We start from the raw sequence: 14,164 nt of genomic DNA, 5'->3' as shown, positions 1-14,164 counted from the left end.
AATCACATTATTTTCTAATTTATACAATTGCTCCCTTATCTACGATAGACAAAGGAGCGATTTTTGTTCTTTTATAGATTGTTTCTAGTTTGTCACCGTTACTTGCCCTGTTTGGTGATCAAGCTGGATTCCCTTTTGAACATTGGGGATTAGGACATTGAATTCCAACTCGCCATCCGAAGACTTGGCTTCAATTTGTGAAGCGGATGGAACTAGATCCTCATTTGTCGCATAGTGAAGCGTCACCCGATAACGGACCCTCTTATTTTGATCCAAGGCTTTTCTAACCAAACTCTCATAGTAGTTCTGGCCTGTCGAATCCTCAGCCTGCGCTTGGTTTGCCCAAGCTGTCTGGACTGCAATGTTCTTGGGATTGCTAGTAGAGGCATCAAAACCATCCAAACCACCTATCAAGGCATAGCCCAGCAGGTGTCCTCTATCAACTGCATGTGTATAGGCTCCCTTTAGATTCTTGACCTGATGCCATCCTGGTGGCGTCCAAGAGGTGGAGCCATTTCCAGTCTCTTCACGATTCTTATACTGCCGAGTCGCTTTGGATAAGAGGGCATTGGCAACAGTTGGGACTGTCTCTTTCCCGACTGGTTTTGTTTTATTATCCGCATAGGGTTTGCTAGAAACCTTGGCATCTAGATTGGTTTTATTACCATTAACGACAAAGGCCCCTGCTCCATTCCACTCTAGACCACCATTAATTTGGTTTTTGATTGACTCAGTTAAGACACTTTCAGCCAACTCCTGACTGGGAGCTTCTGAAGCTTGTTTTTTCTGACTCACTTTGGTTTTAGGCGTGTTTGATGTCGACTGCATCTGCTTAATATAATAGCTTCCAGCAGCCAAGAGTAAGAATATGAGTAACCCTACCAGGGTCTGTCTTGTTTTTTTGTTCATTTTTCTCCTTATTTCTTTAGAAAAAGACTGGTTTCCCAGCCTAATTTCCTGTAAATTTGCTAATCAATTCCTGCCACTTTGCTGGAGACAAGATAGCCCACGGATCCTGTCCCTTTCCTAGAATCCCATAGCCAACCATCAAGCCGATTCCTAAAGCAAGAAAGCCTAGCAATAGTACGATAAAAATCAACAGTAAGCGACGGAGTACATAGCGTATTCTCTTGTTTTTATTTCTATTCCTCTTCATCGTCAACCTCAATCCGCTGAATCTTCGCTCCTAGCTGAGCTAACTTTTCATGGAAGCGATAGTAACCTCTATCAAGGTGAACTAATTTACCGACAACTGTTTGTCCCTGCGCCACCAGACCTGTCAAAATCAAAGCAGCACTAGCGCGAAGGTCCGTTGATAGAACTTCAGCCCCCTGTAAAGCCTGTCCCCCAACAATGCGAGCTGTGTCACGGATAATCTCTGAATGCAAGCCCATACGACGCATTTCCTCTAAGTGTTGGAAGCGATTTTCAAACACCGTTTCCACCATGGTGGATTCCCCTTTTGCGACTGTCATCAGAGCTGTAAATTGCGCCTGCATATCTGTTGGAAATCCTGGGTGGGGTAAAGTTTTTACATGAACAGCCTTGAGATTTTCCAGTTGAGAACGAACACGGATACCTTCCGACTCCTCTGTCACTTCAACCCCCATCTCAAGTAGTTTTGAAATCAAGGGACGATTGTGCTCCCAAACTGCATCTCGAATGAGGACATCTCCGCCAGTCATAGCTGCAGCCACCATAAAGGTTCCGGCTTCGATACGATCTTGTACGACATTGTGAGTCGTACCATGGAGTTCCTCAACACCAGTCACTGTGATTGTTTCGGTACCCGCTCCCTTGACCTTAGCTCCCATTTCATTAAGGAGAATAGCGAGGTCAACAATTTCTGGCTCACGCGCAGCATTTTCAATGACCGTCACACCATCAGCTAGAGTCGCTGCCATCATGAGGTTTTGTGTTGCGCCAACACTAGGAAAGTCCATGTAGATATGAGCTCCATGCAGGCGTTCTGCCTTAGCTTCGATGTAACCAGCTGTCTGGGTAATCTTTGCCCCCATAGCTTCCAAACCTTTGAGGTGGAGGTCGATCGGACGACTCCCAATAGTGCAACCACCTGGCATGGATACCTTGGCGTGGCCTACACGAGCAAGGATTGGTCCCAAGACAACGATCGATGCACGCATCTTGCTGACATACTTGTATGGAGCTTCCTCCGTGATATCACCAGTCGCATCAACCTCGACAACATGAGCTTCCTCATCAAAGTTCACCTTGGCATTCAGACCTCGAACCACTTGATTCATGGTGAAAACATCTGACAAGATTGGGACGTTCTGCAAGACTGTCTTACCCTTGCTTGCTAGAATAGTCGCTGCCAACAAGGGCAAGACTGCATTCTTTGCTCCCTCGATCGTCACACTCCCGACCAGACGATTATCCCCGCCTTGAACCACAATTTTTTCCATAGTTGTTTCCTTTACTTTTGATTTTATAATAGTCCTCTAAGCGCTTCTTGCCACAGTTGGTACAAACTGATAAAGAATGAACTCAAGATGTAGCCCATCACAATACTAAAGAAGCCTACCAACAAACGAACTTTTTTTGTGTTAGTAGCGGTCACTTTTAAAACCTTTTCCCATCTCACAAGATCCTTCAAAAGGTAAAAACTCAAATAAATAAAGAGTATATGACTACTTAGAGTGAATAATAATTGAACCATTTGACTATTATACCATCTTATCCGCTTGCGCGCTAGTTTTCAATTTTTCTACGAATTAGGGATTGTTTTTAAGGTAATCAATCGCATCCTGCAAGGTCTTAACGGGAACGATTTTCATCTCTGTTTTGATCGTTTTAGCAGCTTCTAGGGCTGTTTCATAGTTGCTTTTCGCATTGGGATCTGCTTTTTTTGCTTCCTCGGTGACTGGATTGTCAGGAGCAAAAAAGATGTTGGCTCCCTGACGAGAGGCTGCAACCACTTTTTTGTCAATTCCACCAATATCGCCAACATTTCCATCACGATCAATAGTTCCCGTTCCCGCAACGACGCGACCATTACGAAGACCTGGATCGGCTATCTGGGTGTAGATAGCGAGACTAAACATGAGACCAGCACTTGGCCCGCCGATACCAGCTGTTGAAAAGCGAATTGGAACATCACTGGTCACTTCCGTACGGTCAATTAGACCAATCCCAATCCCGTTTTTTCCGTTTTCGAGAGTGATAATTTTACCTTCTGCAGACTTGACTTTTCCGTCTTCTTCATAGGTTACCTTGACCGTATCCCCTAATTGTTGAGAGTTGACATAGTCGACCAAGTCTTTTGAACTGTCAAACGTCTTGTCGTTAACAGCTGTCACGGTGTCTGCAATGTTCAGAATGCCCTTAAAAGTTGAATTGTCCGTCACGGTCAAGACATAGACCCCCAGATACTTGAGTTCGATATCCTTACCAGCCGTCTTCAAGCCCTGATACTTGGCCATATTTTGGGATGTTTGCATGTAGAACTGATTGATCCGCATAAACTCCGCATCCGTAGAACCACCCGTAGTCTCCTGAGCGCTTCTAATATCCGTGAAAGGTGTTAACCAAGCATAGACAAGATGCGATAGGGTTGCATGTCGAATGCCGACTGTTACAAACTGGTAAGCTCCTGCTTCTGTATCTTCTGTTTCATTGACTTTTAAAACTTGGCGAATATCTTCCGCTCCACCTGGAACTTCTATGTAGTAAGGTAATGGTACTACAAAGGCTAAAAAAGTCAATACTAGTGCTAGGATGACATATAAGGGCCATCTAGTTTTTTTCTTCATGTTCTAATTCCTCCACAACACTGTTTGGGACATATTGCTGAATCTCCTGACCAAACTTCAGAAGTTCTCTCACGGCCGAAGAGCTAATATAAAGATGCTCCGGGCGACTATATAGATAAATGGTTTCGATTTCTGGAGCCAGTTGATGATTGTAGTAGTCAAAGCTAGACTCGTATTGCAAGTCGTTGGCATTCCGCAAGCCACGGACAAGGGTCTTAGCACCCAGTCTTCTTGCAACATCAACAACTAGTTGGTCATGAGAAGCCAGCACCTCTACATTATCTAAATGCGCCACAGCTTTTTCGACTGCCCGTTTGCGGTTTTCAACAGGGAGAAAGCCTTGTTTGTGGGGATTGTAGAACACCCCGACATAGAGCTTATCAAAGAGTTTGCTGGCACGTTCAATGATATCCAGATGTCCATTTGTCATAGGATCAAATGAACCTGTAAATAATCCAATTTTATCTGACATAGACCGTCACCTTACTAATCCCATATATTTTTTCCTTCCAGATGCCTAAGCAGGCGATTTCTTCTGGGAGTTCTACAGACTTATCGGTTTCACAGACAACCATGATCTCTTCGGAGAAAAGATTTCTTTCTGCCATTTTTTCGATATCTGCAACGATTTGCTCCTTAGCGTAGGGAGGGTCTAAAAAGACCAGGTCAAAGGGACCATTCACTTGTTCCAAGGCTCGTTCAGCCTCCATCTTTAAGAGCTGAAATTTGAAAACTTCCTTGGTCATTTGGATATTTTCAGCGATGATAGCTCGTGCCTTTCGATCCCGTTCCACTAAGACAGCATGGGACATGCCTCTTGACACAGCTTCGATAGACAGACCACCACTGCCAGCATAGAGATCCAAGACACGTCCACCCTCAAAATAGGGGCCAATCATATTAAAGATAGCTCCACGCACCTTATCTGATGTCGGCCTAGTCGTCTTGCCTTCTAGCGTCTTGAGAGGACGCCCTCCGTAGATTCCTGATACGATTTTCATACCGTTTATTATACCAAATTATAGGCAAAAAGAGAAAGAAAACCGAACCTTACGGTTCGATTCCCTACAAGATATTTTCGTACGTATCGCGAACTTCTTGAGGCCAGACACTGGTCTGAACTTCTCCGATATGTTTCTTACGAAGAAGGAACATGGCCATCCGAGACTGTCCGATACCTCCACCGATAGTCAGTGGGAAAAGCCCATTAAGCAAGGCTTTATGCCATTCCAACTCAAGACGATCCTCATCTCCTGTAAGGGCCACTTGGCGACGAAGGGTTTCCTCATCCACCCGAATCCCCATTGAGGAAAGTTCAAAGGCACAACCAAGAGATTCGTTCCAAACTAGAATATCCCCATTCAGTCCCTTGTAGCCATTCTCAGACTCTGTTGTCCAGTCATCATAGTCAGGCGCACGACCGTCATGAGGTTTCCCGTCAGGCAACTCGCCACCAATACCAATCAAGAAGACTGCACCGAACTCTTTACAGATTTCATTTTCGCGCTCTTTCGGTGTCAAATCTGGGTAGCGTTCCACCAACTCTTCCGTATGGATAAAGGTAATTTGTTTTGGTAAGATAGATTCGATATCATAGCGGGCTTCTACTGCTAGCTCTGTCAGACGAATGGCCTTATAAATCTTCTCAACTGTTTCTTTGAGATAAGCGATATTGCGTTGACCATTTGGAATCACTTTTTCCCAGTCCCACTGGTCCACATAAACAGAGTGGGTCGCATCGAGCGAATCTTCGTCTGGACGAAGGGCCTTCATGTGAACAAACAGACCTTCTCCTTCACCGAAACCAAAGCGAGCCAAAGTGTGGCGTTTCCATTTGGCAAGTGAGTGAACGACTTCATAGGTTTCATCTGGAATCTGTAATACCTTTACAGATACTGGATTTTCGACACCAGACAGGTTATCCTGCATCCCATCACCGACCTTGCTCAAGATAGGACCTTGAACCTCGACAACTTCTAACTTATCTTTCAAATACTGGGTAAAGGTGTTTTTAACAAAAGAAATTTCTTCTTGCTGATGAATAAAGCTTTTCTTCATAAACGGCTCCTCAAAAATTAGTTAAAAGCATTATACACCTATTTTCAAGAAAAGGAAAGAGTAAATAAGAAAAAGTCAGCGCTCTTTAGAACACTGACTCCATAATTCTTTAATCGTTTCGACCAAAGATTCGTAAAATGCTAAGGAAGAGGTTGATAAAGTCTAGGTAGATGCTGAGCGCCATTGAGATGACCCAACCTGTCGCTACTTGTCCTCTTGACTGCTCATAAACATAGCGAATCTTTTGGTTATCCCAAGCAATTAAACCTGAGAAGACCAAGACCATGGCAATACTAATCATGTAGTCAAAGAAGCTATTTGCTAGAAATAGATTCACAACCATGGCAATGATGAGGCCGACAAGTACCGCCATCAGAGCTCGTCCCATTCCACTCAAATCTTTCTTAGTGAAAATTCCGATTGCCGCCATGACAAAGAAGAGAAGGGCGCTGGATACAAAGGCTGATAATACGGTTCCCGGTGTATAGAAGGCTACGACAAAACTAAGTGTGAAGCCATTTAAAACAGAATAAATTAAAAATACTGGGAGAGCCGCTGGACTATTTTTTGCAGCCATACTACTTGCAACAAATACTAGACCAAGTTCTGCAAAAGTTGCAATCATCAACCAGAGACGACCATGCATTAAAAAGTAGACCAATTGGGACTGAAAGACTGTCAACATCAAAGCTGACACGAGAGCTGACAGACCAATCCCAAGTCCCACAAAGGCGTAAACCTTAGCATAAAATTGATTAAGACCTGAACGTTCTTGAATAATCGTTTGATTCATAATCTTTCTCCTTTTCTCTAAAAGTATACTTTGATTATAACAACGTTTTTAAAATTTAGCTAAAATAAAACATCAAAATGCCTGCGGCAACTGCCACGTTGAGACTCTCTGCCCGACCTTTCATGCCTATATGAACCAGCTGATCAGCACTCTCAGCCATAGCAGAACTAATCCCCTGTCCTTCATTTCCCATGACTAAAACAAAGTTCTCTAGTAGAGAAAGCTCACGATAATCCTTTGAATCTCTCGATAAGGTCGTTGCCAGAATGGGTAAATTGCTCCTCTTTGCCTCTTCTACAAAGGTGGCAAGAGGCATACGATAGATGGGCAAGTGAAAATGACTTCCTTGCATGGAACGCAGGGTCTTGAGACTGTAGATATCCGCTGACTTGTCTGAAACAATGACCCCTGTGAAACCGGCCGCATCCGCAGTCCGAATCATGGTGCCAACATTGCCAGGGTCTTGGACATCTTCTAAAAATAAAAACTTGCCCTGACGGAGATCAGGCAGTCCCACTTCTTCTTTTTGGACGATTGCTACGATTCCCTGTGGTGTTTGAGAATCTGCCAAATCCCGCAAAATCTCCTCTGAAACCCAGACTGTTTGCGAAAAAGCGGCTAACTGTTCCTTATAGCTCTCCAGGGCAAAGATCTTCTCAATCGTTACTCCAGCTTGAACAGCTTCTTCAAACAAGTGCCAGCCCTCAATCAAATAAGCAGACTTTCGATATTTTTTTTGATGTAATTTCTTGGTATTTTTTACCACAGAATTGGCTTTTGAGGTTATAATAGTCATAGAAATATTATAACACAATCAAAGGGGTTTGGTATGCAAAAGGTTAGAATGATTGCCCAAGGCAGGGTGCAGGGTGTTGGTTTTCGCTGGGGTGTTTATACTTTAGCTCTTGAAATCGGTGGCATCACTGGTCGTGTTTGGAATAATGACGATGGCACAGTGGAAATTCTTGCTCAGGCAGACTCCTCTGCCACTATGGCAAAATTTATCCAAGAAATCCGAAAAGGCCCTACACCTTTTTCAAAAGTTACCTATCTGGATGTACAGATGAGCAACTTTTCATCCTACTCGGACTTCAAAGTCGCAAATTAGGTCTCTAGAACTATTGTATATTTTACAAAAAAACAGTAGAATAGAAAGGTATAATTTTTAAAGAAGGAATGAAAACATTGAAATCTATTAAACGTTTTGCCCTCTCTGCTATGGGAGTGGCTATGCTACTCGTCTTGACAGGTTGTGTTCAGATTGATAAAGCAACAGGTAAGCCAATTGGTCCCGTTTGGGATTTCTTGGGTGCCCCGATGGGAGAAGCTATCAAGTACTTCGCTACTGATAAAGGTCTAGGCTTTGGTATCGCTATCATTATCGTAACCATTATCGTGCGTTTGATTATCTTGCCACTTGGTATCTACCAATCATGGAAGGCGACGCTTCACTCTGAAAAGATGAACGCTCTCAAGCACGTTCTTGAACCACATCAAACCCGTCTAAAAGAAGCAACAACTCAAGAAGAAAAACTTGAGGCTCAACAAGCTCTCTTTGATGTACAAAAAGAACATGGTATCAGCATGCTCGGCGGAGTTGGATGTTTCCCTATCCTACTTCAAATGCCTTTCTTCTCTGCTATCTACTTTGCAGCCCAATACACTGAAGGTGTAGCTAGTTCTACCTTCTTGGGTATCGATCTTGGTTCACCAAGTATGATCCTTGTCGCTTTCGCTGGTATCCTCTACTATCTCCAATCACTCCTTTCACTTCATGGAGTGGAAGACGAAATGCAAAGAGAACAGCTCAAAAAAATGTCCTTCATGAGTCCACTCATGATTGTCGTCTTCTCCCTCTTCGCACCAGCCAGTGTAACTCTTTACTGGGTGGTCGGTGGTTTCATGATGATTCTTCAACAGTTTATCGTCAACTATGTCGTTCGTCCAAAACTTCGTCAAAAAGTACGTGAAGAATACGAAAAGAACCCTCCGAAAGTCAGCTCTACTGCAGGGGCAAGAAAAGACGTGACTCCTAAACAGACTCAAGCGATTTCGACTAATAAGAAAAAGAAAAAGCGTAACTCCGGTAAACAACAATCTAGATAAGACTAAACGAGCTTAGCTGAAAGGCTAGGCTTTTTTGCATCACAAAAGCCCGATGTCTCCATCGGGCTTCTTTTTTTATCCATGAACACGTTTCATGTAGTCTTGGTAACTTTCTGTATCCATCAATTCCTTGGCATTCTTGACACGATCTGCCGTTGGTGGCTTTACCCCTTCGAGCGAATATGGAATCCCAAGTTCACGCCACTTGAATTCTCCCATAGTGTGATAAGGTAGGATTTCAAACTTGTCAACGTTTTTGAGGGTTTTGACGAATTTACCAAGTTCAATCAAATCCTCATCTCTATCTGTCAAGCCTGGAACCAATACGTGGCGAATCCAAACAGGTTTTCCAATGTCTGATAGGTACCGGGCACAGGCCAAAATATTTTTATTGGTTTGACTGGTGACAATCTTGTGTTGCTCTTCGTTGATTTCTTTGATATCTAAGAGAACCAAATCTGTCACAGCCATGAGTTTATTGAACTTTTCGAGATAACGTGGTGTGTTACGGAAAGGAAGGGCACAGGTGTCTAAGGTACAGTGAATTCCTTTTTCCTTAGCCTTGGTAAAAAAGGCAATCAAGAAATCAATCTGCAAGAGCGCCTCTCCACCACTAACAGTGATTCCTCCCTTGTCTCCCCAGAAACCACGATAGCGAAGGGCTTCTGTCAAGACATCATCTACTGTCCGTTCACGTGATTTATTGGTCTCCATAGCCCATGTATCGGGGTTATGGCAGTACTGGCAACGCATCTGACAGCCCTGCAAAAAGACAATAAAACGAATCCCAGGACCATCTACCGCCCCAAAACTCTCTGTCGAATGCACCATTCCTGTCACTTGTCCATAGTCAATTGTTTCTTCAGACATATCGTCACCTTCCTTGAAACCGTTTTATAGTTTTATTATATCACGAGTAAGGTGAAAAACAAGGTTTTTTGTCTATTTTTTAGAAAGCAATCTGTTTTTCACTTTCATTTTCAATTTCTTTTACTGATCCGATTCAAAATCAAAACCATACAAGGTTGCAAAATAGTCCTCAGGACGCTCTGCACGGCGGATTTGGCGGGCTTTTCCTTCTTCGGTATAGAGGATTTCTGCCGAGCGTAGTTTGGCATTGTACTGATAACCCATGGAGAACCCATGTGCACCTGTATCATGAATCACCAGCAAATCACCGATTTCTGTATGAGGTAGTTCGCGGTTCACTGCAAATTTATCATTGTTTTCACAGAGTGAACCAACCACATCTACCACCTCAACAGGTCCGTCTGGATGGGTCAGATTGGTGATATGGTGGTAGGCTCCATACATGGCTGGGCGCATGAGGTTGACTGCTGAGGCATCCACGCCCAGATAAGTACGATAGGTTTTTTTCTTATGAGTGACTCTTGTGACGAGAGCTCCATGAGGCGCCAACATAAAACGGCCTAATTCTGTGAAAATCTTAACCTGACCAAGTCCTGCTGGCGTAAGAACTTCCTCATAAACCTTATGAACTCCTTCACCAATCACAGCGATGTCATTTGGCTCCTGGTCTGGACGGTAATTGACTCCGATTCCGCCAGAAAGATTGATAAAGTCTAGCGAAATGCCCAACTTTTCCTTGATTTCAACGGCTAATTCAAAAAGCTGACGCGCCAACTCTGGGTAGTAGAGATGGGTCACGGTATTGGATGCTAGGAAGGAGTGAATCCCAAATGTCTTGGCTCCTTTTTCCTTCAAGATGGCAAAGGCTTCAAAAAGCTGGTCCTTGGTCATCCCAAACTTAGCCTCCCCAGGATTGTCCATGATATCTGTTCCTAGCTCAAAAACTCCTCCAGGATTGTAACGACAAGAGATGATTTCTGGAATGCCTGCCGCTCGCTCTAGATGTTCAATATCTTCAAAGGCATCCAAGTTAATGGTCGCACCCAATTCACGCGCATAGGCATATTCCTTGTCAGGCGTGTTGTTAGAAGAGAACATGATTTCAGAACCGGGGAAATCCAGTTTATGGCTCATCAAAAGTTCCACATAACTAGAACAGTCCACACCACAACCTTCCTCTTGGAGGATTTTCAAGATGGCTGGGGTTGGAGTGGCCTTGACGGCAAAATATTCTTTGAATCCCTTATTCCAAGAAAAGGCCTGGTTGACTGCTCTTGCTTTTTCACGAATCCCCTTCTCGTCATACAAGTGGAAGGGAGTCGGGAACTCTGCAACGATTGTTTCTAAATCTTCACGGCTAATAAATGGTGTTTTCATAAGCATCCTTCTATTCTGTTTGCAAAGAAAGGCTGGGACAATCGTTCCAACCTTTAGTTCTATCTCTTATTTGTCTTCGTCAAAGATATTTCCAATCTCGACATCGATGGATTGGTTCTTGACATCAATATTGGTTACTTTCAAGAGTGACTTGTAATCGAACTGCTTTTCACGTTCTTCTTGGGCATTGTCTGCAAAGACTGCGACACCAGCTAGTTCAGAATCGAACTCACGCAAGAGACTGATCATCCCGTTGACAGTTCCGCCGCCTTTCAAGAAGTCATCCACGATCAAAACACGACTGCCTGCCTTGAGGCTGCGTTTTGAAAGGAACATTTTCTCAATGCGGTCACCGCTGGAACCTGAAACATAGTTGACGCTGACCGTTGAACCTTCGGTAATTTTCAAGTCACGACGCACAATGACAAATGGAACATTGAGGACATTGGCAACTGCATTTGCGAGTGGCACCCCTTTTGTTGCTACTGTCATAACAGCATCGATTTTTTGGTCCATAAAGCTCTTGGCAATGATGCGCCCAATATTTTTCAAAATGGCAGGTGTACTGAGCAAATCAGATAGGTAGATGTAGCCACCTGGCAAGATACGGTCGCTTTCTGAAAGTTTGTCACGCAAGTCGGCGATCATTTCTTTGGCTTCATGACTCGAGATGGATGGTGTAAAGATAACGCCACCACCTGCTCCAGTAACAGTCTGAATATGACCGATTTCGATTTCCTCAAAGGCACGCTTGATAATCACGATATCCTCTGAAATCGATGATTTAGCAGATTCGTACTTTTCTGCAAAGGTATTGAGACTGGTTAGTTTGTATGGATTATTAATCAAATAGTTGGAAATGACAACCATCCGATCACTTCTTCTTAATTTCATTTTTATTTACCATTCCATTTAATTTTGATATTTTATCCATTATACCATATTCACATAAAAAAACGAACATTATTGCGTAAAAAATGCTCGCTTTTCTTAAATTATTAATCTAAATCTGGTTTATAGAAGGAACGATTGTCCATAGCGAAGATTTTATTGGTCATCTCTCCTTTATCCACCAAAGCTAGAGCTGTTGACATCATCATCATGCTGGCATCGAGATTATCAATCATATGAATAATCTCTGCTTCCATAATGCGTGGACGGACTGGACTTCCATACTCCAGCAAACCATGGTGACTGAGGATGACATGGCGCAGTAGCACCACTTCTTCTCTAGTATCATCTATACCTAGTTCCATGACTGTCTTGGTAATTTCACTATCGATGAGAGCAATATGTCCAAGGAGATTGCCTCGCACTGTGTACTCCGTCTGGTCTGGTCCCGTCAACTCAATAACCTTGGCCAAGTCATGCAACATAATCCCCGCATAGAGGAGGCTCTTGTTGAGCTGAGGATAAATCTCACTAATGGCATCTGCCAAACGCACCATGGTTGCTGTATGATAGGCCAAACCCGTTTCAAAGGCATGGTGGTTGGTCTTTGCAGCTGGATAGGAGTAGAATTCCTTATCATACTTGGTGTAGAGATTTCGGACAATTCGTTGCCAAACAGGATTTTCTATTTTGAAAATCATTTGCGACATATAGTCACGGATTTCCTTGACATCAACTGGAGATTTAATCTTGAAGTCAGCTGGATCATTGGGTTCCCCAGGCTGAGGCAAGCGGAGAGTAATTTGATTGACCTGAGGTGTGTTATTGTAAACTTCTCGACGGCCCTGCATATGGACGACCTTACCTGCTGTAAAGGCTGCAACATTGTGTGGTTGGGCATCCCAGAGTTTTCCTTCAATCTCGCCACTATCGTCTTGGAAGGTAAAGGCTAGGTAGTTTTTCCCAGCTCGTGTCTGTCTCAGGTCAGCTGACTTGATCAGGTAAAAGCCTTCAAACAGCTCATCTTTTTTCATGTGACTAATCTTCATATTCTTCCTCATCTTCTTGGAAATGGAGTAGATCAAGCGCAGGCTCACCTTCTGATAACTCAATGTGACGGAGCGTCCGCTCGATAGCTGTAGTACGACGGTTTAATAATTCATCAATATTGCCAGAGGCATGTTGGAGATGCTTTTGTGCCTTAACCAAAATTCCCCCGAACTTGCCAAACTCGGTCTTGACGCTGGCAAGGGTCTTACTGATATGGTCGGCACTCTTTTGGATATTGAGAGTTTTGAAGCCAACTGATAGAGAGTTAAGCAGGGCTGATAGGGTACTTGGACCCGCGACAATAATCTGCTCCTCCCGTCTCAAATCATCAAAGAAGACAGGATTGCGGACGATTTCTGAGTAAAGTCCTTCTGTTGGAACAAACAAGACTCCAAAATTGGTCGTTCGAGGCGGCGCCAGATACTTGCTCTTGATATCCTTGGCAAAGCGCTTGACGCTAGCTAAAAGTGACTTACGACAACGTTCGATTTCGTCCTTATCGCCTGCTTCATAAGCTTCTTCTAAGCGGTAATAATCCGCCAGTGGAAACTTGGAGTCAATCGGTAAATAGACATATTCCTGATCCCCCTGTCCAGGTAACTTGATGGCATACTCCACTCGCTCGCTAGAGTTCTCAACCGTTGCGTATTCTCGTTCGTACTGGGCAGGAGTCATGATGTCTTCGATGATTTGCCCCAGTTGCAATTCGCCCAGAATCCCTCGCGTCTTGGTTCCAGAGAGAACTTTGTTAAGTGCACCGACATCGCGGGCAACTGTCTGCATCTCTCCAAGACCACGATTGACCGACTCCAGTTGCTTGGAAACTGTCTCGAAGGAAGCCTGCAAGCGTGTCTGTAATGTCTTTTCCAGTTTTTCCTCGACCGTCTGGCGCATTTGCTCCAAGTGTTGCTCATTGGACTCCTGCAAGGCTTGGAGACGTTGGTCGGTCTTGTCCCTAGTTTGAAGGAGATTCTCGTTCATCTCCTGTCTAACTTGCGTCAGGCCTTGGTGCAACTCCATTCGCACTTCCTGCAAACGGTCGCTGACAGCCACTTCCAAATCTTTTTGATCTAGCTGACTGGCTTGCCTAGCTTGTTCAAAGCGATAATCCAGTTGATCTGAAAGATTGTCTGCTTGATCCTCCAAACTCTTGGCTAGGTACTTGTCTTGCTTATCCTGCCTTTGCCAAATCAGAAAGAGTCCAGCTAGGTTGGCAATTAATAATAGTAGTAATACAGTCTCCATC

Annotated in this window: 17 protein-coding genes; 2 read left to right on the top strand and 15 right to left on the bottom strand. The window is 43.8% G+C overall.

All coding sequences use genetic code 11. The features are described from left to right. Positions 1–84: 84 nt before the first annotated feature. From K1I97_RS03375 to K1I97_RS03330, 10 genes are all read right to left on the bottom strand, one after another. Positions 85–909, bottom strand: a complete 825-nt coding sequence (locus K1I97_RS03375) for a DNA/RNA non-specific endonuclease (RefSeq protein ID WP_223331268.1) — start codon at positions 907–909, stop codon at positions 85–87. Positions 910–949: 40 nt separating this feature from the next. Continuing rightward, positions 950–1,156 (bottom strand): DNA-directed RNA polymerase subunit beta, encoded by a 207-nt coding sequence (locus K1I97_RS03370; protein WP_000828204.1) that lies wholly within the window; start codon positions 1,154–1,156, stop codon positions 950–952. Continuing rightward, on the bottom strand, positions 1,143–2,426 hold the full coding sequence (murA, locus tag K1I97_RS03365; RefSeq protein ID WP_223331267.1) for a UDP-N-acetylglucosamine 1-carboxyvinyltransferase: 1,284 nt from the start codon (positions 2,424–2,426) through the stop codon (positions 1,143–1,145). The genes K1I97_RS03370 and murA overlap by 14 nt, the downstream gene beginning before the upstream one ends. 23 nt (positions 2,427–2,449) lie before the next feature. After that, complete coding sequence (locus K1I97_RS03360) at positions 2,450–2,680, bottom strand: DUF1146 family protein (protein WP_002892633.1); 231 nt, start codon at positions 2,678–2,680, stop codon at positions 2,450–2,452. 55 nt (positions 2,681–2,735) lie between these two features. After that, a complete protein-coding gene (locus K1I97_RS03355) occupies positions 2,736–3,773 on the bottom strand; it encodes a SepM family pheromone-processing serine protease (RefSeq protein WP_223331266.1) in 1,038 nt (345 codons plus the stop codon). Then, positions 3,757–4,245, bottom strand: coding sequence for a pantetheine-phosphate adenylyltransferase (coaD, locus tag K1I97_RS03350; RefSeq protein WP_001280711.1), 489 nt, complete (start codon positions 4,243–4,245; stop codon positions 3,757–3,759). Before coaD ends, K1I97_RS03355 begins: the two co-directional genes overlap by 17 nt. Continuing rightward, positions 4,235–4,774: a 16S rRNA (guanine(966)-N(2))-methyltransferase RsmD gene (gene rsmD / locus K1I97_RS03345; protein ID WP_223331265.1), complete on the bottom strand. Its 540-nt coding sequence runs from the start codon at positions 4,772–4,774 to the stop codon at positions 4,235–4,237. The genes coaD and rsmD overlap by 11 nt, the downstream gene beginning before the upstream one ends. A 64-nt stretch (positions 4,775–4,838) precedes the next feature. Beyond that, the gene (gene asnA / locus K1I97_RS03340; RefSeq protein ID WP_223331264.1) at positions 4,839–5,831 is read right to left on the bottom strand and encodes an aspartate--ammonia ligase; all 993 of its coding nucleotides are present in this window, start codon (positions 5,829–5,831) and stop codon (positions 4,839–4,841) included. Between the two features lie 109 nt (positions 5,832–5,940). Beyond that, positions 5,941–6,624: a Bax inhibitor-1/YccA family protein gene (locus tag K1I97_RS03335; protein WP_223331263.1), complete on the bottom strand. Its 684-nt coding sequence runs from the start codon at positions 6,622–6,624 to the stop codon at positions 5,941–5,943. A 55-nt stretch (positions 6,625–6,679) separates the two neighbouring features. Further along, positions 6,680–7,420 carry a TrmH family RNA methyltransferase gene (locus tag K1I97_RS03330; protein WP_223331262.1) on the bottom strand — a complete coding sequence of 247 codons (741 nt, stop codon included), beginning with the start codon at positions 7,418–7,420 and terminating at the stop codon, positions 6,680–6,682. A gap of 33 nt (positions 7,421–7,453) precedes the next feature. On the opposite strand from K1I97_RS03330, the gene K1I97_RS03325 reads away from it, so the two are divergent. Next, positions 7,454–7,732, top strand: coding sequence for an acylphosphatase (locus K1I97_RS03325; protein WP_001174620.1), 279 nt, complete (start codon positions 7,454–7,456; stop codon positions 7,730–7,732). 77 nt (positions 7,733–7,809) lie between these two features. After that, complete coding sequence (yidC, locus tag K1I97_RS03320) at positions 7,810–8,730, top strand: membrane protein insertase YidC (RefSeq protein ID WP_223331377.1); 921 nt, start codon at positions 7,810–7,812, stop codon at positions 8,728–8,730. A 75-nt stretch (positions 8,731–8,805) separates the two neighbouring features. On the opposite strand, the gene pflA is transcribed toward yidC, so the two are convergent. The 5 genes from pflA to rmuC all read right to left on the bottom strand — a co-directional run bounded on the left by pflA (position 8,806) and on the right by rmuC (position 14,163). Continuing rightward, positions 8,806–9,600, bottom strand: coding sequence for a pyruvate formate-lyase-activating protein (pflA, locus tag K1I97_RS03315; protein WP_173259033.1), 795 nt, complete (start codon positions 9,598–9,600; stop codon positions 8,806–8,808). 120 nt (positions 9,601–9,720) lie between these two features. Next, the gene (locus tag K1I97_RS03310) at positions 9,721–10,977 is read right to left on the bottom strand and encodes a diaminopimelate decarboxylase (protein ID WP_223331261.1); all 1,257 of its coding nucleotides are present in this window, start codon (positions 10,975–10,977) and stop codon (positions 9,721–9,723) included. 66 nt (positions 10,978–11,043) lie between these two features. Then, positions 11,044–11,871 (bottom strand): pur operon repressor, encoded by an 828-nt coding sequence (purR, locus tag K1I97_RS03305; RefSeq protein ID WP_002874197.1) that lies wholly within the window; start codon positions 11,869–11,871, stop codon positions 11,044–11,046. A 104-nt stretch (positions 11,872–11,975) separates the two neighbouring features. Continuing rightward, positions 11,976–12,917, bottom strand: coding sequence for a 3'-5' exoribonuclease YhaM family protein (locus K1I97_RS03300; protein ID WP_223331260.1), 942 nt, complete (start codon positions 12,915–12,917; stop codon positions 11,976–11,978). Continuing rightward, entirely contained in the window at positions 12,907–14,163 is a 1,257-nt protein-coding gene (gene rmuC, locus K1I97_RS03295) for a DNA recombination protein RmuC (RefSeq protein WP_223331259.1), read from the bottom strand. The genes K1I97_RS03300 and rmuC overlap by 11 nt, the downstream gene beginning before the upstream one ends. Position 14,164 lies beyond the last annotated feature (1 nt).

The organism is Streptococcus oralis (assembly GCF_019929345.1).
In the GTDB taxonomy this organism is placed as follows: domain Bacteria; phylum Bacillota; class Bacilli; order Lactobacillales; family Streptococcaceae; genus Streptococcus.
This window is presented reverse-complemented; position numbering and strand designations above follow the sequence as displayed.